General features: G+C 68.7%; 18 protein-coding genes, 1 tRNA gene and 1 pseudogene. 7 read left to right on the top strand and 13 right to left on the bottom strand.

Annotated features, from left to right (window positions below; translation table 11 throughout):
- Nucleotides 1-10: 10 nt before the first annotated feature.
- The 11 genes from prfA to ACWD26_RS12620 form a co-directional block, all read right to left on the bottom strand.
- Nucleotides 11-1,087, bottom strand: a complete 1,077-nt coding sequence (prfA, locus tag ACWD26_RS12670; RefSeq protein ID WP_451269086.1) for a peptide chain release factor 1 — start codon at nt 1,085-1,087, stop codon at nt 11-13.
- A 122-nt stretch (nt 1,088-1,209) separates the two neighbouring features.
- Nucleotides 1,210-1,431, bottom strand: a complete 222-nt coding sequence (gene rpmE / locus ACWD26_RS12665; protein WP_028804216.1) for a 50S ribosomal protein L31 — start codon at nt 1,429-1,431, stop codon at nt 1,210-1,212.
- Nucleotides 1,432-1,724: 293 nt separating this feature from the next.
- On the bottom strand, nt 1,725-2,867 hold the full coding sequence (locus ACWD26_RS12660) for an LCP family protein (protein WP_451269083.1): 1,143 nt from the start codon (nt 2,865-2,867) through the stop codon (nt 1,725-1,727).
- Between the two features lie 212 nt (nt 2,868-3,079).
- The gene (locus ACWD26_RS12655) at nt 3,080-4,777 is read right to left on the bottom strand and encodes a trypsin-like serine protease (protein WP_451269142.1); all 1,698 of its coding nucleotides are present in this window, start codon (nt 4,775-4,777) and stop codon (nt 3,080-3,082) included.
- A 198-nt stretch (nt 4,778-4,975) separates the two neighbouring features.
- On the bottom strand, nt 4,976-6,997 hold the full coding sequence (gene rho / locus ACWD26_RS12650) for a transcription termination factor Rho (RefSeq protein WP_451269081.1): 2,022 nt from the start codon (nt 6,995-6,997) through the stop codon (nt 4,976-4,978).
- Nucleotides 6,998-7,405: 408 nt separating this feature from the next.
- Entirely contained in the window at nt 7,406-8,359 is a 954-nt protein-coding gene (gene thrB, locus ACWD26_RS12645; RefSeq protein WP_451269079.1) for a homoserine kinase, read from the bottom strand.
- Between the two features lie 322 nt (nt 8,360-8,681).
- The gene (gene thrC / locus ACWD26_RS12640) at nt 8,682-9,740 is read right to left on the bottom strand and encodes a threonine synthase (RefSeq protein ID WP_451269077.1); all 1,059 of its coding nucleotides are present in this window, start codon (nt 9,738-9,740) and stop codon (nt 8,682-8,684) included.
- A gap of 6 nt (nt 9,741-9,746) precedes the next feature.
- The gene (locus tag ACWD26_RS12635) at nt 9,747-11,039 is read right to left on the bottom strand and encodes a homoserine dehydrogenase (protein WP_451269075.1); all 1,293 of its coding nucleotides are present in this window, start codon (nt 11,037-11,039) and stop codon (nt 9,747-9,749) included.
- Between the two features lie 161 nt (nt 11,040-11,200).
- Nucleotides 11,201-12,592 (bottom strand): diaminopimelate decarboxylase, encoded by a 1,392-nt coding sequence (gene lysA / locus ACWD26_RS12630; RefSeq protein WP_451269073.1) that lies wholly within the window; start codon nt 12,590-12,592, stop codon nt 11,201-11,203.
- 150 nt (nt 12,593-12,742) lie between these two features.
- Complete coding sequence (gene nrtL, locus ACWD26_RS12625) at nt 12,743-14,113, bottom strand: ArgS-related anticodon-binding protein NrtL (protein ID WP_451269071.1); 1,371 nt, start codon at nt 14,111-14,113, stop codon at nt 12,743-12,745.
- A gap of 400 nt (nt 14,114-14,513) precedes the next feature.
- On the bottom strand, nt 14,514-14,996 hold the full coding sequence (locus ACWD26_RS12620; protein ID WP_451269069.1) for a response regulator: 483 nt from the start codon (nt 14,994-14,996) through the stop codon (nt 14,514-14,516).
- A 152-nt stretch (nt 14,997-15,148) separates the two neighbouring features.
- On the opposite strand from ACWD26_RS12620, the gene ACWD26_RS12615 reads away from it, so the two are divergent.
- Nucleotides 15,149-15,220, top strand: a tRNA-Arg gene (locus ACWD26_RS12615).
- 629 nt (nt 15,221-15,849) lie between these two features.
- Here the strand turns inward: ACWD26_RS12615 and ACWD26_RS12610 are convergent.
- Together ACWD26_RS12610 and ACWD26_RS12605 are read right to left on the bottom strand one after the other, a co-directional pair.
- Nucleotides 15,850-16,008 carry a hypothetical protein gene (locus tag ACWD26_RS12610; protein WP_451269067.1) on the bottom strand — a complete coding sequence of 53 codons (159 nt, stop codon included), beginning with the start codon at nt 16,006-16,008 and terminating at the stop codon, nt 15,850-15,852.
- A 73-nt stretch (nt 16,009-16,081) separates the two neighbouring features.
- The gene (locus ACWD26_RS12605; RefSeq protein WP_010040284.1) at nt 16,082-16,285 is read right to left on the bottom strand and encodes a cold-shock protein; all 204 of its coding nucleotides are present in this window, start codon (nt 16,283-16,285) and stop codon (nt 16,082-16,084) included.
- Between the two features lie 497 nt (nt 16,286-16,782).
- Here ACWD26_RS12605 and ACWD26_RS12600 point away from each other — a divergent pair.
- The 6 genes and pseudogenes from ACWD26_RS12600 (at nt 16,783) to ACWD26_RS12575 (ending at nt 21,769) form a co-directional block, all read left to right on the top strand.
- Nucleotides 16,783-17,968: pseudogene (locus ACWD26_RS12600) on the top strand (N(5)-(carboxyethyl)ornithine synthase).
- 343 nt (nt 17,969-18,311) lie between these two features.
- Complete coding sequence (locus tag ACWD26_RS12595; protein WP_451269064.1) at nt 18,312-19,205, top strand: ISL3 family transposase; 894 nt, start codon at nt 18,312-18,314, stop codon at nt 19,203-19,205.
- Nucleotides 19,148-19,951, top strand: a complete 804-nt coding sequence (locus tag ACWD26_RS12590; protein WP_451269062.1) for a transposase — start codon at nt 19,148-19,150, stop codon at nt 19,949-19,951. Before ACWD26_RS12595 ends, ACWD26_RS12590 begins: the two co-directional genes overlap by 58 nt.
- Nucleotides 19,948-20,349, top strand: coding sequence for an SMI1/KNR4 family protein (locus tag ACWD26_RS12585; RefSeq protein ID WP_451269060.1), 402 nt, complete (start codon nt 19,948-19,950; stop codon nt 20,347-20,349). The genes ACWD26_RS12590 and ACWD26_RS12585 overlap by 4 nt, the downstream gene beginning before the upstream one ends.
- A gap of 633 nt (nt 20,350-20,982) precedes the next feature.
- Nucleotides 20,983-21,330, top strand: a complete 348-nt coding sequence (locus ACWD26_RS12580; RefSeq protein ID WP_451269058.1) for an ArsR/SmtB family transcription factor — start codon at nt 20,983-20,985, stop codon at nt 21,328-21,330.
- Between the two features lie 4 nt (nt 21,331-21,334).
- Nucleotides 21,335-21,769 carry an SRPBCC domain-containing protein gene (locus ACWD26_RS12575; protein ID WP_451269056.1) on the top strand — a complete coding sequence of 145 codons (435 nt, stop codon included), beginning with the start codon at nt 21,335-21,337 and terminating at the stop codon, nt 21,767-21,769.
- Nucleotides 21,770-21,977 lie beyond the last annotated feature (208 nt).

Here is a 21,977-nt window from a genome sequence, read left to right as displayed (position 1 = left end):
CGTACGTGCCTTACGCGGCTGCCAGCTTCGCGGCCGAGTCCGCGTCGACGCAGGCCTGGATCACCGCGTCGAGTTCGCCGTCCAGGACCTGGTCCAGGTTGTACGCCTTGAAGCCGACGCGGTGGTCCGAGATGCGGTTCTCCGGGAAGTTGTACGTACGGATCTTCTCGGAGCGGTCGACGGTACGGACCTGGCTGCGGCGGGCGTCGGCGGCTTCCTTCTCCGCCTCCTCCTGCGCCGCGGCGAGCAGCCTGGAGCGCAGGATACGCATCGCCTGCTCCTTGTTCTGCAGCTGGCTCTTCTCGTTCTGGCAGGAGGCGACGACTCCGGTGGGAATGTGCGTGATGCGCACGGCGGAGTCGGTGGTGTTGACGGACTGCCCACCGGGGCCGGAGGAGCGGTAGACGTCGATCCGCAGGTCGTTCATGTTGATCTCGACGTCGACCTCCTCGGCCTCGGGCGTGACGAGCACACCGGCGGCGGAGGTGTGGATACGGCCCTGGGACTCGGTCGCGGGCACGCGCTGTACGCGGTGCACGCCGCCCTCGTACTTCAGCCGGGCCCAGACGCCCTGGCCGGGCTCGGTGGCGCCCTGGCCGCCCTTGGTCTTCACGGCGACCTGGACGTCCTTGTAACCGCCCAGCTCGGACTCGGTGGAGTCGATGATCTCGGTCTTCCAGCCGACGCGCTCCGCGTACCGCAGGTACATGCGCAGCAGGTCCCCGGCGAACAGGGCGGACTCGTCGCCACCGGCGCCGGCCTTGATCTCCAGGATCACGTCCTTGTCGTCGGACGGGTCCCGGGGCACGAGCAGCAGCCGCAGCTTCTCCGTGAGCTCCTCGCGCTGCTTCTCCAGCTCCTTGACCTCGGCGGCGAAGTCCGGGTCGTCCGCGGCGAATTCGCGGGCGGTCTCGATGTCGTCGCCGGTCTGCTTCCAGGAACGGTACGTGCCGACGATCGGAGTCAGCTCCGCGTAGCGCTTGTTCAGCTTGCGCGCGTTGGCCTGGTCCGCGTGGACCGACGGGTCGGCGAGCTTCTTCTCCAGGTCGGCGTGTTCCCCGACCAGTTCCTCGACCGCCTCGAACATCTCCGGCTCCCTGTACGACGTGATGAGTGGGCCGCGCCCATGGGCCGCGCCCGTGGGCTGCACCGCAAAGCGCCGGTCCCGACGCCCCCGAGGGGGCACCGCGGACCGGCGCTGGGGGCTCGCTACTTCTTGGCAGCGGCAGCCTTGCCGAAGCGGGCCTCGAAGCGGGCCACGCGGCCACCGGTGTCGAGGATCTTCTGCTTGCCCGTGTAGAACGGGTGGCACTCGGAGCAGACCTCGGCACGGATGGTGCCGCTCTCGATCGTGCTACGGGTGGTGAACGACGCGCCACAGGTGCAGCTGACCTGCGTCTCGACGTACTCGGGGTGGATGTCGCGCTTCAAGGTGTCTCCTAGTTTCGGGAGGGCGCCGGGTCGCGTCCGCGGGGTGCGGGCGCGTGAACCGGAGCCGACGTACCAGTCTGCCAGGACTGGCGCCATCTCCCAAAACCAGGGGGTGCCGCCAGGTATTCCCGGCACCCCGAGCACAGTCTGCACGCCGCTTCCCCGCCCTACCCAGCCGCGGGTCGGCACGCGCCAGGGGGTGCCTCGTCGGCGCCGTACGCGACCGCAGGGCCGTCGTGGCTTGTCGCGCAGTTCCCCGCGCCCCCCAAAGCAGAAGCCGACAGGAGGCGCCCTCAGGAGGAAGCCACAACCCCGTCGGCCGAACCCGTCGCCGTGCCCTTCGTCGCCGACTTCGGGATGGCCCTGTCGGCCTTGAGCGCGGCCCAGACCTGCTTGGCCTTGGCCTCGTCCACCAGGACACGATTGGCGTCGGCGGGGTCGTACTGGACCGGCATCGTGACCATGGTCATGTCCTTGGAGTCGATGCCCTTGAGGCCGCCCGCGAAGGACGCGAGGTCCTTGACGGAGTCGAGATCGGAGTCGGTGGTGACCGCGCCGGTCGCGGTGTCGGCGAGGTCGTAGAGCTTCTTCGGACTGCTGAAGATGCCGACGGACCTGACCTGCTCGATGAGGGCCTTGATGAACGCCTGCTGGAGCTGGATACGGCCGAGGTCCGAGCCGTCCCCCACCCCGTGCCGCGTCCGGACGAGCCCCAGCGCCTGCTTGCCCGTGAGGGTGTGCTCCCCGGCCTTCAGATCCAGATGGCTGTCGGGGTCCTTGATGTCCTTGGTCGTCGTGATGTCGACCCCGCCGAGGACATTGATCAGCTTCTCGAAGCCCGCGAAGTCGACCTCGATGAAGTGGTCCATGCGGATACCGGTCATCGACTCGACGGTCTTCACCGCACACGCCGCACCACCGGTGGTGTACGCGGAGTTGAACATCGCCATGTTCGCCGCCGGGTACGTCTTGCCGTTCGCGTCCGTGCACTCGGGCCGCTCGACCAGGGTGTCCCGGGGTATGGAGACCACGCTGGCCCGCTGGTGGCCCTCGTAGACGTGCACGAGCATCGCCGTGTCGGACCGGGCGCTGCCGTCGTCCGTACCGCCGCCGAGCTTCTTGTTGCTGCCGGAGCGGGTGTCGGAGCCGAGGACGAGGATGTCCTGCGAGCCGTTGTCGACGTCGAGGGGCCGGTCGGTGCCGAGGGCCTGGTTGATGTCGACGCTCTTGATGTTGCCGTTGAGCTTGAAGTACAGGTAGCCGATTCCGGTGCCGCCCAGCACCAGGACGCCCGCGGCGGTCCAGACGACCGCGAGCGCCGCTCTGCTGTGCCCGTCGCGTGACTTGCGGCGGCGGCCCTTGGCCGCGCGGTGGCGCGGGCCCGTGGTGCCGGACGGTCCCGGGGTGGCGGGTTCCGGCGTGCTCTCGGCGGACATCTGCTCCTCGTTCTCTTTCCTGGTCGGTTACCCCCTGCGCTCAGGCCCAGGCCTGCCGGGTCGGATGTGGCCATACCGCTTCATGGTCACTCCGATCGGTCAGACGGAGTAATCCGGGAAAGGGTTGCACAACGAACGGTGCCCATCGCGTAAAGAGCGATGGGCACCGTGTGTGACGGATGAGCCTGGCGGGACCAGGCTCACCTGGGGTTTCAGCCGAGCAGGTCGTACTGGGCGTAGCTGGTGCCGACGGAGACCCGTGTGCTGAAGATCTCGCTCGTGGCCTTGCCGGTGCCCTTGTAGAGGTACAGCGTGCCGGCCGGCGTACGGGCCAGGAGGTCCGCCCTGCCGTCGCCGCTCACATCACCGGGAGTGATGAGCGTGTTGTAGGCGCTCCAGTCCGAGCGGACCTTGATCCGGGTGGCGAAGGCGCCCGTGCCGGACTTGCCGGTGCCCTTGTAGAGGTAGACGTTCGAGCCGGTCTTGGTGCGCGCGACCAGGTCGGCCTTGCCGTCACCGGTGAAGTCGCCGTGACCGAGCACCGCGTTGTACGTGTTCCAGCCCGTGCCGACCTTGACGCGGGTCGCGAAGGAGCCGTTGCCCTTGCCCGGGTAGATCCACAGGGCGCCCGCCGAGTCGACCGAGAGCAGGTCGGGCAGGGCGTCGCCGGTGACGTCGCCGGGGGTGAGGATCCGGGTGCGGGTCTTCCAGTTGTCGAAGATCTGCGTGGTCGTCCAGGTCTTGGACGAGGGCACGTACCGCCGCCAGAAGACGTCACCGTCGGAGGAACGGCGCAGCACGTAGTCCTGGTGTCCGTCCCGGTTCAGGTCGGTCTGCTGGACCAGGTTGTAGCCCTTCCAGCTGCCCTCGGCGGTCAGGGCCTTGCGGTCGCCGAGCGCGGAACCCGTGGAGGCGCGGACGTAGCCCGTGCCGGTCTCCTTGTTACGCAGGAAGACGTCGGCCTTGCCGTCCCTGGTGATGGCGGTGTCGTCGATCCGCGGGTACGTCGCGCCGACGTACTTGCTGACCTTGGCGAAGACGGGGTAGGCGCCCTTCGCCACGCAGTCCGTGACGCCCCACGAAACGACGCCGATGACCTTGTTGTTGACTACGAGCGGGCCGCCGGAGTCACCGTTGCAGGTGGCGGTGGTCGTGGCGTCGGTGCCGCCGGCCGGCGGACCCGCGCAGACCATGTGCCCCTTGACGAAGTAGCTGCCCCAGGTGTTCCCGCAGGTCGTGTCGCTCACGACGGGCAGCGTGGCCGTCTTCAGCGTCTGCGAGACGTCCTGGCTGGTGGAGCTGGTGCGGCCCCAGCCGTAGACCTTCGCCTTGGTGCCGGCCTTGTACGACGTGGTGTCGTCCGACGTCGTCATCTTGATCGGCGTGGCCTTGACCGGCGACGCCAGCGTGAGGACGGCGACGTCGTTGTCGATCGTGTCCTCGTTCCACGAGGAGTGGTTCCACTGGCGCGAGAGCGCCGTGACGGTGCCGCCGTGGTAGTCCGTGCTCACGTAGTTGCCGTCCTCGTCGAGGACGGACGTCGGCAGCTGGTTCGTGCCGGTGACGATGGCGCCGTGCTTGACCCAGTCGTAGTAGTCCTTGTCGACGCAGTGCGCGGCGGTGAGGATCTTCGTCGGTGAGACGACCGTGCCGCCGCAGAAGAAGCCGAGGTCCTGGGTGTCGTCGTAGTACCAGAGCTGGGCCATCCACGGCGCCGAGGCGATCGTGGTCGTGGAGCCGCCGATGATCTGGGCGGACTGCTCCAGGCCGCTGTCCGAACTCGCGCTCGACGACGGCTGCCTCGTGACGTCACCGGCGGTGTCGTCCGCCGCCATCGCCTTGGCGACCCGCACATCCAGCTCGTCGGATATGGACGAGGTGTCGGCGGTGGCCCCGCTCGCGGACGACATCAGCAGCGTCCCGGCTATCGCGGCGGCAACGGCTCCGGACAAAGGTCTAGCCACTCAATTCCCCCCTGGGAGTGCATTGGTTGATCAGATCGTGCAGAAGCTGATCGCAGAAGACCGTGATCGTACACGTGTCGCATACAGAAAAGTGGGGCCACCCTCGCAAAGAGGGTGGCCCCAGCGCTTTCAGAGGTACGAGGCCTAGTCGCCGTTACCCGGCGTCGGCGTCGTCTTCTGGATCTGCATCAGGAACTCGGCATTCGACTTCGTCTGCTTCATCTTGTCGAGAAGCAGCTCGACCGCCTGCTGCTGGTCGAGGGCGTGCAGCACCCGGCGCAGCTTCCAGACGATGGCGAGCTCGTCGGGGGCGAGCAGGATCTCTTCCTTACGCGTACCGGACGCGTCCACGTCCACCGCGGGGAAGATCCTCTTGTCCGCGAGCTTCCGGTCGAGCTTCAGCTCGGCGTTGCCCGTGCCCTTGAACTCCTCGAAGATCACCTCGTCCATGCGGGACCCGGTGTCCACCAGCGCGGTGGCGAGGATGGTCAGCGAGCCGCCGTCCTCGATGTTCCGGGCCGCACCGAAGAAGCGCTTCGGCGGGTACAGCGCGGTCGAGTCGACACCACCGGACAGGATGCGGCCGGAGGCCGGGGCGGCGAGGTTGTACGCACGGCCCAGACGCGTGATCGAGTCGAGCAGTACGACCACGTCGTGGCCCAGCTCGACGAGCCGCTTGGCGCGCTCGATGGCGAGCTCGGCGACCGTCGTGTGGTCCTCGGCCGGGCGGTCGAAGGTCGAGGAGATGACCTCGCCCTTCACCGACCGCTGCATGTCGGTGACCTCTTCCGGACGCTCGTCGACGAGGACGACCATCAGGTGGCACTCGGGGTTGTTGTGCGTGATCGCGTTGGCGATCGCCTGCATGATCATGGTCTTACCGGTCTTCGGCGGGGCCACGATCAGACCGCGCTGGCCCTTACCGATGGGCGAGACGAGGTCGATGATGCGGGTGGTGAGCACGCCCGGGTCCGTCTCCAGACGGAGGCGGTCCTGCGGGTACAGCGGCGTCAGCTTGTTGAACTCCGGGCGGCCACGGCCGTGTTCGGGCGCCATGCCGTTGACGGAGTCCAGGCGGACCAGCGCGTTGAACTTCTCGCGGCGCTCGCCCTCCTTGGGCTGACGCACGGCACCGGTGACGTGGTCGCCCTTGCGCAGGCCGTTCTTGCGGACCTGGGCGAGGGAGACGTACACGTCGTTCGGGCCGGGCAGGTAGCCGGAGGTGCGGATGAAGGCGTAGTTGTCGAGGATGTCCAGGATGCCCGCGACGGGGATCAGGACGTCGTCGTCGGCGAGCTGCGGCTCGGCGGCGCCGATCTCGTCGCGGCCACGACGGCCGCGGCGGTCCCGGTAGCGGCCGCGACGGCCACGGCGGCCGCCCTCGAAGTCGTCGTCGTCCTGCGGGCCGTTGTCACGCTGACGGTCCTGGCGGCCGCCGCCCTGCTGCTGGCCCTGCTGCGAGCCGCGGTCGCGCTGCTGCTGGCCACCGCCGCCCTGCTGCTCGTCGCCCTTGCCACGGCGGCCACGCTCGCCGCGGTCGCCACGCTCACCGCGGTCACGGCCACGCTCGCGGCGGCCCTGGCGGCCTTCGGCGCCCTGGTCACCGGCGTCGGCCTTGACCTCGGCGGGAGCGGCCGGCGTCTCGGCCTTGGGCTCGCTCTTCGCCTCGGCGGCCACCGTCTCGGGGCTGCCCGCGTCGGCGGTGGCACGACGACGGCGGCGCTCGGTGGGCGCCTCGTCGCCACCGGCCGGCTGGCCGGGGATCTCGATCTGCTGCTGGGCCACGGCCTTCTCGGCCTTCTCGGCGGGCGCCGCGGCCTTCTTGGCGGTGGCCTTCTCGGCCGGGGCGGCGTCGTCGCCCGTACGCGCCTTCGAGGTGGCTCGGCGCTTCGGCTTGGTCTCGGTGGCTGCCTCGGCCTTCGCCGGGGCACCCCCTCCCGCCTGCGCCTCCTTGATGACCTCGATCAGCTGGCTCTTGCGCATACGCGCGGTGCCCCTGATACCGAGGCCGGATGCGACCTGCTGCAGCTCGGCCAGCACCATGCCCTCGAGGCCGGTGCCACGGCGCCGCCGGGAGCCGGCACCGCTGGCAGGCGCGGCGTCCGTGGCGGGCGCGGCAGCGGTGTCCTCGACACGTGCGCCCATCAGATCGGTGGTGTCGCTCACGAAGGGTCCTTCCCTGGAGCGGACGTCGGCCTTCTGGCTCGGCGACCGTTTGTGCTGTCCGGCTTCGGTCCTGTTCGGGTGGACCGTGCCGGGGCGGTGGTCCGCCAAAGGCGGCGGAGGAGAATTTCTGGTGATTCGGCGCTTTCCGGGCCGTGGCACTGAGTGTCTGTGTCACGCGGCTCGGCCACGCCGGTTCCGGAGCCTGCTCGGCAGACCGCTCAGTGCCTGCGTACGGCGTACAGCTTGACGTACGAAGCACAGTGCGGCTTGGGAGACTCCCGGAAGAATGGTTGTCCCGGACGGGGACGATAAGCACCTCGCCATGGCTGGGGCAGGTGCAGACTTGAGGTTAACACTACCGGATCCAACAAACATTCCCCCTCTCGAAATCCGGCAACCCGTACGCCCCTACTCGACGCCGCTGTCGGCGCCGGTTTCGGCGACGGTGGTGGTCAGCGGCAGGACGCACGCCCCTCGGGCGTCGAGGTCCAGCCGGTTGGCGGCCCATCCCGCACCCGCGAGATCGGCGACCTTGTCGGCACTGGCGTCGTCGGCCAGGGCCAGGACCGTGGGTCCGGCGCCGGAGATGACCGCCGGGACGCCGTCGGCCCGCAGTCGCTCGACCAGGGCCGCGCTCTCCGGCATGGCGGGCGCCCGGTACTCCTGGTGCAGCCGGTCCTCGGTGGCGGGCAGCAGCAGTTCGGGGCGCCTGGTCAGGGCTTCCACGAGGAGGGCCGCCCGACCCGCGTTGGTGGCTGCGTCGACGTGCGGGACGTTGCGCGGGAGCAGTCCGCGCGCCGTCTCCGTCAGCACCGGCTTTCCGGGAACGAAAACCACCGGAACGATGGAATCGGCGGGATCCATCCTGATCGCCCGCGCGGCGCCGCCCTCCATCCAGGAGAGCGTGAAGCCGCCGAGCAGACAGGCCGCGACGTTGTCGGGGTGGCCCTCGATCTCCGTGGCCAGTTCGAGCAGCGCGGCGTCGTCGAGCCGGTTGTCGCCGCCTATCGTCACGGCGCGGGCGGCGACGATGCCGGCGCAGATGGCGGCGGAGGAGGAGCCGAGACCGCGACCGTGCGGGATGCGGTTGGCGCAAACGATCTCAAGACCGCGGGGCTGTCCCCCCAGCAGATCGAAGGCGGTGCGCAGGGACCGTACGAGGAGGTGCTTCTCGTCACGCGGAAGGGTCTCGCTGCCCTCCCCCGCGATGTCGACGTGCAGGCCGGAGTCGGCCACCCGGACGACCACGTCGTCGTAGAGCCCCAGCGACAGGCCCAGGGCGTCGAAGCCCGGACCGAGGTTGGCGCTGGTGGCGGGGACGCGCACCCGTACGGCGGCGGCGCGGAACGCTGGACCGGCCATCGCTCGATGACTCTCCTTGAGCTGCGAGATTGACGATTGTCGAATGACATTCGATAGGTATGTGAGGACCCTGCGGCCGCTCAGGACGGCGCGGCGCCGCACCCCTTGCGGGGCATATGCAGCGGGCGGGTTCACTACAGCCTATCGAAGGAAGGTTCTGTGGCGACATAGGGCGCACAGGAGGCGCACGATGCGTGTCGTAAGCCCCCTGTGCACCCCCTGTCGGGTCCTGTCAGGGTTATCCCCCGAGAATCGGCGTCTACGCGCGACTCCCAGGTCTTTCGAACGGCTGGGCGAGAGGATACCGAGGACCGCGCGAGGACTACGCGAGACCGAGGCGCTCGGCCGCCGTCGCCGCGTCCACCGGGACCGTGACGGGCTGCGGGGCGCCCGCGACGGCCCAGTCGGGGTCCTTGAGGCCGTTGCCGGTGACCGTGCAGACGATGGTCTGGCCCGGGTCGACCTTGCCGTTCTCGGCGGCCTTCAGCAGACCGGCCACGGAGGCGGCGGAGGCGGGCTCCACGAAGACACCCTCCTGAGCGGCCAACAGCCGGTAGGCGCGCAGGATCTCACGGTCCGTCACCTCGTCGATGAAGCCGCCCGACTCGTCCCGCGCCGCCAGGGCGTACTGCCAGGACGCGGGGTTGCCGATCCGGATCGCGGTGGCGATCGTCGACGGGTCCTTGACGACCTCGCCGCGCACGATCGGCGCGGAACCGGAGGCCTGGAAGCCCCACATACGGGGCGTCCTGGCGGCGATGCCGTCGGCGGCGTACTCCTTGTAGCCCTTCCAGTAGGCCGTGATGTTGCCCGCGTTGCCGACCGGCAGGACATGGATGTCGGGGGCGTCGCCGAGCATGTCCACGATCTCGAACGCGGCGGTCTTCTGGCCCTCGATACGCACCGGGTTCACCGAATTGACCAGCGCCACCGGGTAGTTGTCGCTCAGTTCACGCGCGAGGGTGAGGCAGTCGTCGAAGTTGCCGTCGACCTGGAGGATCTTCGCACCGTGCACGAGGGCCTGGCCCATCTTGCCCAGCGCGATCTTCCCCTGCGGGACGAGCACGGCCGAGACCATGCCCGCGCGGACGGCGTAGGCGGCCGCGGAGGCAGAGGTGTTGCCCGTGGAGGCACAGATGACGGCCTTCGCGCCCTCTTCCTTCGCACGGGTGATGGCCATGGTCATACCGCGGTCCTTGAAGGACCCGGTCGGGTTGGCGCCCTCCACCTTGAGGTGGACCTCGCAGCCCGTGCGCTCGGAGAGCACCTGCGCGGGGACGAGGGGCGTGCCGCCCTCGCGGAGCGTCACGACCGGCGTGCTGTCGGAGACGGGCAGCCGGTCCCGGTACTCCTCGATGATTCCGCGCCACTGGTGGGTCATTGCTGGTTACTCTCCTTCAACCCGCATGATGCTGGCGACACCCCGCACGGTGTCGAGGTTGCGCAGCGCCTCGACGGTCCCGGTGAGGGAGGCGTCGGAGGCGCGGTGGGTGACGACGACGAGAGAGGCCTCGCCGTCCTTGCCCTGCTGGCGAACCGTATCGATCGACACACCGTGCTCCGCGAACACGGTCGCCACCTGGGCGAGAACTCCCGGTTTGTCGGCGACGTCGAGGCTGATGTGGTAGCGCGTGACGACCTCGCCCATCGGCGAGACCGGCAGGGCGGCATAGGCGGACTCGCCGGGCCCGGTGGCGCCCGCGAGCCGGTTGCGGCACACGGCCACGAGGTCACCGAGCACGGCTGAGGCGGTGGGGGCACCGCCCGCGCCCGGTCCGTAGAACATCAACTGCCCGGCGGCGTCCGACTCCACGAACACGGCGTTGTACGCGCCGCGCACGGAGGCGAGCGGGTGGGTCAGCGGGATCATCGCGGGGTGCACGCGCGCGGTGACGGAGCCGCCGTCCGCGGCCCGCTCGCAGATGGCGAGCAGCTTGATGGTGCAGCCCATGTTCTTGGCGGAGGCGAAGTCGGCCGCCGTGACCTCGGTCATGCCCTCGCGGTACACGTCGTCGAGCCGTACGCGCGAGTGGAACGCGATACCGGCGAGGATCGCGGCCTTGGCGGCGGCGTCGAAGCCCTCGACGTCGGCGGTCGGGTCGGCCTCCGCGTATCCGAGGGCGGTGGCCTCGTCGAGGGCCTCCTGATAACCCGCCCCGGTGGTGTCCATCTTGTCGAGGATGAAGTTGGTCGTCCCGTTGACGATGCCCATCACCCGGTTGATCTTGTCGCCGGCGAGGGACTCGCGCAGCGGCCGGATCAGCGGGATGGCACCGGCGACGGCGGCCTCGTAGTAGAGGTCCGCGTCGTGGTCCCCGGCGGCGGCGTGCAGCGCGGCGCCGTCCTGGGCGAGGAGGGCCTTGTTCGCGGAGACGACGGAGGCGCCGTACTCGAACGCGGTGGTGATGAGGGTGCGGGCGGGCTCGATACCGCCGATGACCTCGACGACGACGTCGATGTCCCCCCGTTTGACCAGGGCGGTCGCGTCGGTGGTGACGAGCGCCGGGTCGATGCCCGCACGCACCCGGGAAGGCCGCCGGACGGCGACGCCCGCGAGCTCGACAGGGGCGCCGATGCGTGCGGCAAGGTCGTCGGCGTGCGTCGTCATGATGCGCGCCACCTCTGAGCCGACAACCCCACAGCCCAGCAGCGCCACCTTCAGCGGACGCGTACGCATCATCCGACCTCGTTTCCTCAATACCGACATACCGAATACGGTGGAACCAGTCTCACTCACCGGACGGGAGTTTCTATCCCTCGTCCGGATCGTGAGACATCTATTTCATTTTCTCAGGGCCGTCGGACGGAGATCTTTCGGCCTGGATTTCCCTTGCCCGCGGATCAGCCGACGTCGAGCCGGAGAAGATCCTCCTCCGTCTCCCGGCGGACGATGACACGAGCCTCTCCCTCATTGACGGCGACGACCGGCGGGCGCAGCACATGGTTGTAGTTGCTGGCCATCGAACGGCAGTACGCGCCGGTGGCCGGTACGGCGATCAGGTCACCCGGTGCCAGGTCCGCCGGCAGGAACGCGTCCTTGACCACGATGTCCCCGCTCTCACAGTGCTTGCCGACCACGCGCGCGAGCATCGGCCCGGCGTCGGAGGTCCGGGAGACCAGCGAGACGCTGTACTCCGCGTCGTACAACGCGGTCCGGATGTTGTCGGACATGCCCCCGTCCACCGAGACGTACGTCCGCAGCCCGTCCAGCGGCTTGATGGTGCCGACCTCGTAGAGCGTGAAGGCGGTGGGCCCGACGATGGCACGGCCGGGCTCGACGGAGATACGCGGGGTGCGCAGCTTGGCGTTCTCGCACTCCCGGTTGACGATCTCGGTGAGCGCCTTGGCGATCTCGTGCGGCTCACGCGGGTCGTCGTCGCTGGTGTAGGCGATGCCGAGCCCGCCGCCGAGGTCGATCTCGGGCAGCTCGACACCGTGCTCGTCACGGATGTCCTTGAGCAGCCCGACGACGCGGTGGGCGGCGACCTCGAAGCCGGACGTGTCGAAGATCTGCGACCCGATGTGGGAGTGGATCCCGATGAGTTCGAGCCCGTCGAGCTTGAGGGCCCGCCGCACGGCCTCCGCGGCCTGCCCGCCGGCGAGCGGGATCCCGAACTTCTGGTCCTCGTGGGCGGTGGCGATGAACTCGTGCGTGTGCGCCTCGACGCCGACGGTGACGCGGATCTGCACCTTCTGCCGCTTGCCGAGGGACTGGGCGATGTGGGCGACCCGCACGATCTCCTGGAAGGAGTCGAGCACGATACGGCCGACACCGGCCTCGATCGCGCGGTGGATCTCGTCGGTGGACTTGTTGTTGCCGTGGAAGGCGATGCGGTCGGCGGGCATACCGGCGGAGAGGGCGGTGGCGAGTTCGCCGCCGGAGCAGACGTCGAGGTTGAGCCCCTCCTCGTGCAGCCAGCGGACGATCGCGCGGGAGAGGAACGCCTTGCCGGCGTAGAAGACGTCGGCGTCCTGCCCGAACGCCGTGCGCCAGGCGCGGGCCCGAGCCCGGAAGTCGGCCTCGTCGACGAAGTACGCCGGCGTGCCGAACTCCTCCGCGAGCGCCTTCACATCGATCCCACCGACACTGACGACTCCGTCGGCGGTACGGGTGACGGTCTGCGCCCACACCTTCGGGTCCAGCGTGTTGAGGTCGGCGGGCGGGGCGGCGTAGTGCCCCTCGGGAAGCACGTCGGCGTGACGGGGCCCGGCGGGGTGTGCGGAACGGCTCATGTCTGTACGGCTTTCTCTGGTCTCTCTGGTGCTTTGCGCGCGGGGGGCTCGGCTTGGGGCTTGGGGCTTGGACTTCGGCTTGGGCTTTGGGCTTTGGGCTTCGGCTTTGGGCTCGGGCTTCGGCTTTGGGCTTGGGCTTCGCGGGCTCGCTCAGAGGTATTCGGGTGCGTCGATGCCGAGCAGGGACAGGCCGCCGGCCAGCACCGTCCCGGCGGCTTCGGCAAGTGCCAGCCGGGCCCGGTGGGCGGCCGAGGGTTTCTCGTCGCCGCGCGGCAGCACCGTGTGCTGGAAGGCGAGCAGGGCGTCGGCGACGACGACCAGGTGCCGGGCGAGACGATCGGGAGCGCGGTGCGTGGCCGCTCGGGCGAGGGCGGAGGGGTATTCGGTGAGGGCGGTGACCAGGGGGGTCGTCACGTCGGGGGTGGTGGCAGCCTGTGAGAGGGCGGCGGGGGTGTGAGGGGCTGCCAGGTTTCCTGGGGGTGTGAACGTGGCCGGACTTCCCAGGGCATCAGGGGTGTCCAAGTTGCCCGGTGTGCTGGTGAAGCCGAGGGCCGCGGCGTTGCGGGTGAGCGCGCGGGCTCGGGCGTGGGCGTAACGAACCCGGAAGAGGGGGTTGCCGGCGCGCTGCACCAGGAGGTCCGCGGTGATCCGGGGGCGGTCGTGGGCGGCCGGATGCAGGAGGGCCCAGCGGAGGGCGTCGGGGCCGAGGGGGGTGGGGTCTTCCGGGGCGGGGACCGGGCGGAGGTCGATGGGGGCGCCGGGGTTGCCGAAGGTATCGGGGTTGTCGATGTTGTCGAGGCGGTGGGGTCGCCCGGGGCTGGGGCGGACCGGCCGATCGGGGTTGCTCGGGCCACCTGACCGATCGGACCTGGTGGGCTCGCCGTCGAGTTGCCTGGGGCGGCCGGGCCTGCCGAGGTCACTGGGCTGGTCGGACTTGCTCGCCTTCCCGATCTCGTCGACCTTGCCGGTCTCGTCGACCTTGCCGATCTCGTCGAGGTCGGCGAGCTTGTGGGGGTTCCGGTGTCTGGCGTGGTCGACCTCGACGCGACCGCCCTGGCTGGCGACGATCCGTACGAGCGCGTCGGCGACGACCTCGGCGCGGATGTCGTACGGAATCCGCAACCGCACGACCTGCCCGGCGAGGGCATCGCTGTGACCGTACGGAAGGGGGGCGGGGCCTTGGCCGCCCCCGGCGCCCTGAGCTGCTTGGATCCGGCGAACGAGGGCGGCGACGGCGGCCCGGTCGAGGTGGATGTTGAGAAACCCCGGCCCGGTGATCTCGACAGCGGCGACGCCCTCGGTCCGGCTGAGGTGGGGCCGCAGGATCTCGGCGACCTGCAGCGGGGGCCGCCCCGCAGGCCGGGCCAGCTGCAAGGCGATGTTCGTCGCGTAGTCCCCGCTGCCGCCGGGCCCCGGCGGAGTGACCACGGCCCGTGCGGGCACCGCCACGCTCAGCTCTCCCTCGTCCACAGCACGACGCACCGCGCGCAGCACGGTGCGGGAGAGCTCGACGGGGGTCACGGGACAAGCGTATGGGAGGAGGGGGGTGGGTATGCGAGCCGGTTTACTGGAGGTCCGGGATGTGGACGGCGGGGGTCGACCGGAGGGCGGGGAGGTCAGCGTCCGGGCGGCGCGGGGTAGGCCGAGGAGGCGGTGACCGGCGTCAGACCGGGGTGACGATGCGGGGCAGGGCTGGGCTGGGCTTGGGTGGGGCGGGGCAGGCTGGGATGTGCGGGCCCTGTCCTGGGTTCGGAACTCCGTAGCTCCGAACCCTGCAGCCCAAACTCTGGCGCTTGGCGCTTGGCGCTTGGCGCTTGGCTCCGGCCGAGGCGAGGCCTGGGCGCAGGTGGTTCCCGGGCGGCCCTCTTTTCATTCGGCTCGACTCGTTCTGAGCGTTGCTCCAGGGGGCCAGACTTCGAGGTCAGCCTCCGGCGTGGCCCGCCCGCTCGGGACGGTCAGCACACTCGGCGTGCTCGCTCCCGAAGGGCGCGGCCTCGCCCCCGGAGGCTCCTCGCTCCACCAACTGCCGTACCAGGGCAACGAGTTCGTTCGGCTCGAAAGGCTTGGCAAGGAACGCGTCGACGCCGACGTCGAGCCCGGCCTCCACCTCGTACTGGTTGCAGGCGCTGATCATGGCCAGCGGAAGGCACCGTGTCCGGGGGTCGCCGCGGAGCCGGGCGGCGGTGCGGAGCCCGTCCAGCCGAGGCATCACGACGTCGAGGGTGATGAGGTCGGGCCGCACCTGATGAACAACGTCCAGGCACTCGGCACCATCGGCCGCGGTCACCACCTCGAAGCCCTCCAGCTCGAGGTTGACCCTGATCAGCTGCCGGATGACCTTGTTGTCGTCCACAACAAGCACCCGGCCGGACGCGCCTGGCACAACTCGAGAGTAGGTCCGCACCCACCGCCGCGTCCGGGTTTTCCCCACTTCCGCCCCCTGCGGGCGGTCTCCCCCACCTCAACCCCGCCCCCGGCCCCGCAAAACCCGTTCATGATCTCCCTCGCAGAGCTGGTAGTGTTCTACCCGTCGCCGCCACACAAGGCGCCCGACACGCCCCCGTAGCTCAGGGGATAGAGCAACGGCCTCCGGAGCCGTGTGCGCAGGTTCGAATCCTGCCGGGGGCACTCCGGGAAAACCTCCTGACCTGCAGAAATACAGGTCGGGAGTTTTTGCGTGCATGCCAAAACGCACACGGTCTTTTGGTTGCTCGTTTTCGGCCCCGCAGCGCCGCGAACAACCTGGCCAGCCCTCTCGGTTGACAGATTTCCGCAGGTCAAAGCCACTTCGTGAGACACTCGGTAGCCATACTGACGACAAATTTCCGTCCCTGGCACGGATCTGGAGAACAACGTGGCCTTCGCGCCGAGAACCGCTTGACCTGCTTGAATGTGGCTAACGCCACACGGAAACGTAAGCGGTCTGGTGGGTCGTTGCTCTTTACGCCCGGCGGCATGAATCTGCCGACTCCGAGACCCGCATGACACTCAGGACCATGGTGGCCTGAAATAGCCGTATGCCCGAAAAGCGGTGTTTATTTTGTCGGACTCCCGCTGGCTGAGCTCATCCCGGTCCTTCAACCCACACAGCGTCGCGACTGTCTGCCGTCAGGACATGCCACGCCCGTTTCTCTCAAGGACCTGTGCCACCAGGGTCCCGTCGCAGGGCGTGCTCGGCCTCGGCCAGTTCGGCCAGACGCATCTGCCAGCAGCTGTCCAGGGTGCGGGCGACCAGGCGGTTTTCTGGCTCATAGGCATCATGAGCGCTCGGCGCGCTCGGCCTGAGAGCGGGGGCGCCCGACGGCCAGTTCGGCGGCGCGCAGGGAACGCTGGGTGAGGCGGGCTACTTCGCCGGCCGCGGCCAGGGGGCGCGTGGTCTCGGCGACGGGGCACACCACGCTACTTGCGTCATTCACAGCCTGTGGGTGAGCCTCGGCTGATGCCCGGCGTTCCGCAGTCGGGACGCCGGGCATCATCAGGATGGCGCGATCAGGCGGGGCGGATGTTCTCCGCCTGCGGGCCCTTCTGGCCCTGGGTGACGTCGAACTCGACCTTCTGGCCTTCCTGCAGCTCGCGGTAGCCCTGGGCGGCGATGTTGGAGTAGTGGGCGAAGACGTCGGGGCCGCCGCCCTCCTGCTCGATGAAGCCGAAGCCCTTCTCGCTGTTGAACCACTTGACAGTGCCCTTGGCCATGACCGTCTCCTTCGAGGGGAAACCGGGCCCGCGCCCTGCGTGCCCGGGAGGTGATCGCCCTGGTCCGGAGAGGCGCTGAAACGCAAGAACGCCCGTGATGGCGATCACGGGCGAACGGGACTTCGGAACCACGACTGCTGATCACAACGCTATATCGGCCTGACGGCAGCCGCTAGCGAAAACGCGCCAGGGCCAGCGTCCCGCATATCGCCTCGCGAAGGATGCCGCCGGATCCACGAGCGACGCGGGAGCCCGCTGTGAGGGGTACCCGCAGGGCCCCAACGGCATCCGCACAAGTGACAGCGTGCCCGGCACACGCGATGCCGGGCACCGGACCTGCCGTACGGGAAGCCGGGTCAGCTTGCGGAATCGACCTCGGCGGGCACCGCCTGCGCCGTGGCAGCCCAGGAGCCGGCAACCCGCCCCTGGCCCCGCCCGTCGCGACCGGCTGCCGGATTGCCCCGGTGTGCTAGACAGGAAGCAACCAAAGGGGCATTTTGCAGCAGCTCACGCTCGGAATCATGTCGCAGACCCGCAAGGAAAACGAGCATCGTCTGCCCGTTCACCCCGCTCATTTCGACCGCATCGACGCCGGTCTCCGCAAGCGCATCTACCTCCAGGAAAACTACGGAGAGCATTTCGGCGTCCCGGACAGCGGGCTCGCCCCGCTCGTCGCGGGCTTCCGCACGCGCGAGGAACTCATCGCCGACTGCGATGTCATCCTGCTGGCCAAACCGCTCCACGAGGACCTGGCGGAACTGCGCGAGGGTCAGGTCTTGTGGGGCTGGCCGCACTGTGTCCAGGACGAGAGGCTCGCCCAGACCGCCATCGACCGGCGGCTGACTTTGATCGCCTTCGAAGCGATGAACCACTGGACCCGCAGCGGCGCCTTCAACTTGCACGTCTTCCACAAGAACAACGAGCTGGCCGGGTACTCCTCGGTCCTTCACGCCATGCAACTGACCGGTGTGACAGGCGACTACGGGCGGCGGCAGCGCGCGGTTGTCATCGGCTTCGGCGCGACCGCCCGCGGCGCGGTGACCGCGCTCAGCGCCCTGGGTGTGCACGACGTCGACGTGCTCACCGCGCGTGGCGTCACCGCAGTCAGCTCCCCCATCCACTCCGCGCGGATCGTCCACTTCGACCACGACAAAGCCAACGGCACCCTCGACCCGCGACGCAGTGTCGCCCTCACCGAGGACGGCCCGCTAGCCGCTGGCCGAGTTCCTCGCCGGGCACGACATCATCGTCAACTGCGTGCTGCAGGACACCGACGCGCCGCTGATGTTCCTGATAGACGAGGACCTGCCCAAGCTGGCCCCCGGCACCCTGGTCATCGACGTGTCCTGCGACGAGGGCATGGGCTTCGACTGGGCCCGGCCCACCACCTTCACCGACCCGATGTTCACCGTCGGCGACCACGTCAGGTACTACGCGGTGGACCACAGCCCCTCCTACCTGTGGAACTCCGCGACCTGGGAGAACAGCGAGGCCCTCCTGCCGTATCTGGACGTCGCGCTTCAAGGCCCCGACGGCTGGGACACCGACGACACGATCCGGCACGCCATCGAGATCCGCCGTGGCGTCGTCCAAAACCCCAAGGTGCTCGCCTTCCAGCACCGCACCGCAAAGTACCCGCACGCCCACGAGGAGACCCAGACCCGGGCGGCGTGGCGGCCGTAGCGGCAGGGCATCCGACGTCCACTCGTCCCCCGACCGCCGTCCCGAGCCGCCGCGCGGCGCCGCCCCGCATGGCGGGCGATTTTTTCACCAGCCGCCACAACGCCGGCAGGTAGGCCGAACAGCATGCCGACTACACCGGCACCGACATCGGTCCAGCCCGCGCCGAGGCGCTGGGCAGATCCGTCTTCGGCTCACTGCTGGCAGAAGCGGAACCCGACTGAGCACCAAGAACTGCTCTGCAAGGGCCGCACCTAGCTTTGTTGGTGGAACCTGGGTTCTGGCACACATTCCGTGAGGGCGATCAGCGGCGTTCCGCCACGGTGATGTTGCGCCATCTGGGACCGTGGTGCGGTGTGATGACCTCGTAGCGGTGCTGTTTCCGCACCTCAGAGCGGTCCTGGTGGAGCGGGTGTTCACGGAGTGCGGTGTGGTGCACATCGTGGCGAGAACTTCCGATGGCCCTGCTTCGTGCCCGGACTGTGAGCTTCCGTCGAGTCATGTGCACAGCTGCTACGAACGTCGACTGGCCGACACTCCGGTCGGTGGCCAACCGGTGTTGATCGAACTGACCGTGCGACGGCTGTACTGCGATACCACCCTGTGCGGGCGCCGTACGTTCGTCGAGCAGGTCGCGGGGCTGACGTTCCGGTACGGGAGACGGACTCCTGCTTCGCGCCGTCTCCTGGCGGTCGTTGCAGTTGCCCTCGCCGGCCAGGCTGGGGCCCGTCTTGCTGATGCCCTGCAGACGAGGGTGAGCCGGACAACCCTCCTACGGGCGATCATGGCCATGCCTGACCCCCTCTGGGCCGTCCCCAAGGTGCTGGGCGTCGACGACTTCGCCACCCGCCGCGGACACCACTACGGCACCGTCCTCATCGACTGCGAGACCGGCCAACCTCTCGACCTGCTGCCCGGCCGCGACGCCTCGACCCTGGCCAGCTGGCTACGCGATCACCCGGGCGCCGAGATCATCTGCCGTGACCGGGCTGGTTCCTACGCCGATGGCGCTCGCACCGGCGCCCCGAACGCGGTCCAGGTGGCCGACCGGTTCCACCTCTGGCAGAACCTCGGCACCGCCGTCGAAGCCACCATCCGACATCACAGCAACTGCCTCAAGATGGCTGTCACCAGCCCTGATGCCCCGGGATCGAAAGCGACAGTACCGATGCGACGAGGGCGATGTCGCCGATCGAAGCCCGCATCCGAGAGAGGCACGCGACCATCCATGCCTTGTTAGCCCAGGGACACGGCATCCGGGAGATCGCCAGAGAATTACATATGGGCGGCAACACCGTCCGCCGCAACGCCCGCGCAGCAGCCCCTGAACAGCTACTGAGCGCACGGCACCAGCCCCGCCCCAGCCAGCTCGACCCCTACAAAGCTCACCTGGACAAACGCTGGGCGGAAGGACACACCAACGCCATCCAGCTGCATACCGAGCTCCAAGCCCTCGGTTACCGCGGGAGCTACCAGATCATCAGCGACTATCTGCGGCCCAGGCGCCGGCACCGCATACGCGTCGTCCCACCCGCACCACCGGGAATCCGACGGGTCACCGGCTGGACGATGCGACAGCCCGAGCGCCTGAGCGACGAGGAACGTGTGCAGTTTGCCGAGATCCTTGCCAATTGCCCGGAGTTGAAGGCCCTTCACACGCACGTCCGCGGTTTCGCGGAGATCCTGCAAACCCGCTCCGGCCAGCACCTCAAGGACTGGATTTCCGCCACCTGCACCGCGGACCTGCCTCGGCTGCACGCGTTCGCCACCGGCCTGGAGAAGGACTGGGACGCTGTCGTCCAGGGCCTGAGTACCCGATGGAACTCCGGCCCTGTCGAGGGCCGCGTCAACCACATCAAGATGATCAAACGCCAGATGTTCGGACGAGCCAAGCTTCCCCTGCTCCGCAAACGTGTCCTCCTCACCGCGGCACAAGGCGGCCACGGCCACCAGGCGGGTGTTGCTCTTGATAGAACTGCTTCATGAGTTCGATCGACGACCAGATCGCGCAGGTCGAGCACCACTTCGGAGTCCACTTTCCCCAGGACTACCGTGACTTCCTGGGCACTACAGGGAGTCTGAGTCAGTTCGTTCCTCCCGCTGACGACTTCCTGGTGATCGACGCGCTGGCCGAGCTCATCGGCATCAATGAGGCTGGCGAGTTCCAGAAGCGCTTCCCCGGCGCCGTCGTCATCGGTGGGGACGGAAGCCGCGAACTGCTTGCCTATGACTTTCGCCAGGACACCCCGCCTCTGGTGACACTCGATGTCTCCGCGGAGAACTGGTCATCCGCCATCTACCAGGCATCGTCCCTCTCCGCCCTGCTCGAGCAGTTCCCCCAAACCGGATGGAAGTGGGACGACACCGATTCCCTGCACTCCTGACCACCACCCTTACGGAATGTGTGCCAGAACCGGAACCTGACACCACTTGTCGCTCGGGGCCGAGAACGCCTCGTTTCGACGACGGGCGATGTCTGTGAGTTCTGGCAACGCCCGGGGGCTTGCGGTGGGAGCATTGACGTGCTTGAGGGATAAGGCTGCGATGGCGCCACCGAAGTCCAAGGTCGACTTGTACGCGGCGCTCCGCCGTGATGCCCGGTCCGGCATGTCGTACCGGGCCTTGATGCGTGAGCATGGAGTCGGATTCCGGACGGTCAAGGCTGCGTTGGAGTCGGTCCGGCCGGAACCGTGGAAGAAGCCGCGGCCGCGTGTGACCCGCCTGGATGCCTACAAGCCGTTGATCGACGCGATGCTCCGGGCGGATCTGGATGCTCTGCGCAAGCAGCGTCGCACGGTCAAGCGGATCTTCGACCGGCTGCTGGACGAGCACGCGGCGGAGGCGGTGACCTATCCGATGGTGCGGGCCTATGTCGGCCGACCGGTGCCCCAGATCGCCGTTGAGGCCGGTCGCGGGGTGGTGCACGCGTTCATTCCGCAGTCCCACCGGCCCGGGGGTGGCCGAGGTGGGATATTCATGCCGTTGAAGTTATATAACTTAGTGAGTATATTGAGGTTGTGTCTCTGCCCTTCGATGTCTTGGCCGACCCCACGCGGCGGCGGATGCTCGGGCTGCTCCTCGGGCGCCCCCGTCTCGTGGGGGAGATCGCCCACGAGCTGGAGATGAGCCAGCCGCGGGTGTCCAAGCATCTGCGGGTGCTGCGTGACGCCAAGCTCGTCACAGTGCGGGCGGAAGCGCAGCGCCGCTGGTACGAGCTCCGCCCGGAGCCGTTGGCTGATCTCGACGCCTGGCTCGCGCCGTATCGCCGGCTGTGGACGGAACGCCTGGAAGTGCTGGAACAACACTTGGAAACGATGTCCGACGTCCCCGAGGAACAGCCGCGTCAGGCGGCCGAGAGGCAGTGAAGTGATGAGCACGACCACCACCATCATTGACGGTCGGCCTGCCCTGCAGTTCGAACGTCACCTGAAGCACAGCCGGGAGAAGGTCTGGCTGGCCGTCACAGATCCCCGGCATCTGAGCCAGTGGTATCCGTTTCGGGTGACACAGCTGGAGCCGAGGGCCGGCGGTCGGATTTCCTTCGACGACGGCGAGGGCACGGTCTATACGGCCACCATCACCCACTTCGACCCGCCGCGGCTGTTTGCCTTCGACGAGCACGACCCTGACGGCAAGGAGCGGGAGTTCGACGATCACCTCAGGATCGAGCTGCGCGACGAGGGGGCTGGCTGCCTCCTAGTGTTCACGCACATCATGGCCGATCCCTCGACCGCCGACAGCGCCTCCGGAGGCTGGCAGACGTGCCTGGACGAGCTCGAGGCGCAGCTCGAGACGGCTGGGTGACCGCCCGAGCCGGTGGGCCAGCCGCTGTCCGGCCGGTCACTGGCGAAACCAGATGGGGACGGCTGCTGCGGTGACGGTGCCGACGTGCGCTCATGGGCTCCTAAGGCAGGGACAGCAGGGGTGACGGCGGTTCCAGCGTTGTCAGTTCTCCTCATCGATATTTCCGGGCCGTTTGATCGCTCAGCGCTGCCAGGAACCGTCGACAAAC

It is taken from the genome of Streptomyces sp. NPDC002787, from assembly GCF_053592095.1.
The sequence above is the reverse complement of the archived record's forward strand: the minus strand, read 5'-3'. Positions and strand labels throughout refer to the sequence as shown.